Origin of the sequence: Neoluteolibacter marinus (assembly GCF_014904755.1) — a bacterium.
In the GTDB taxonomy this organism is placed as follows: domain Bacteria; phylum Verrucomicrobiota; class Verrucomicrobiia; order Verrucomicrobiales; family Akkermansiaceae; genus Haloferula; species Haloferula marina.
This window is the reverse complement of sequence record NZ_JACZFQ010000321.1, coordinates 1-274: the sequence shown is the minus strand read 5'-3', so window position 1 is coordinate 274 and position 274 is coordinate 1. Positions and strand designations below refer to the sequence as shown.

1 protein-coding gene is annotated in these 274 nt (G+C 70.1%); it reads right to left on the bottom strand.

Features of this window, described 5'->3' with window-relative positions; translation table 11 throughout:
- Window positions 1-274 (bottom strand): phosphoribosylaminoimidazolesuccinocarboxamide synthase (locus IG178_RS25080; protein WP_305067834.1); only part of this gene is annotated, 274 nt, incomplete at both ends.

Sequence of the window (274 nt, the reverse complement as noted above, 5' to 3'; positions counted from 1 at the left end):
CCTCATCCCCCAGAGTGATGGCCCCGCGGTAGGAGTCCAGGCCGAACTCGAGCTTGGTGTCGGCCAGGATGATCCCCCGCTCGCGCGCGATCGCCTCGGCGCGGGCGTAGATCTGCAGGCTCAGCTCGCGCAGCCGCTCCGAGACGGCCGTGCCCATGCCCTCGGACATCTCCTCGAAGGTGATGGGGAGGTCGTGCTCGCCGACCTCCGCCTTGCCCGTGGGTGTGAAGATGGGCTCCTCGAGCCGCGAGCCGTCCTCCAGCCCCTCGGGAAG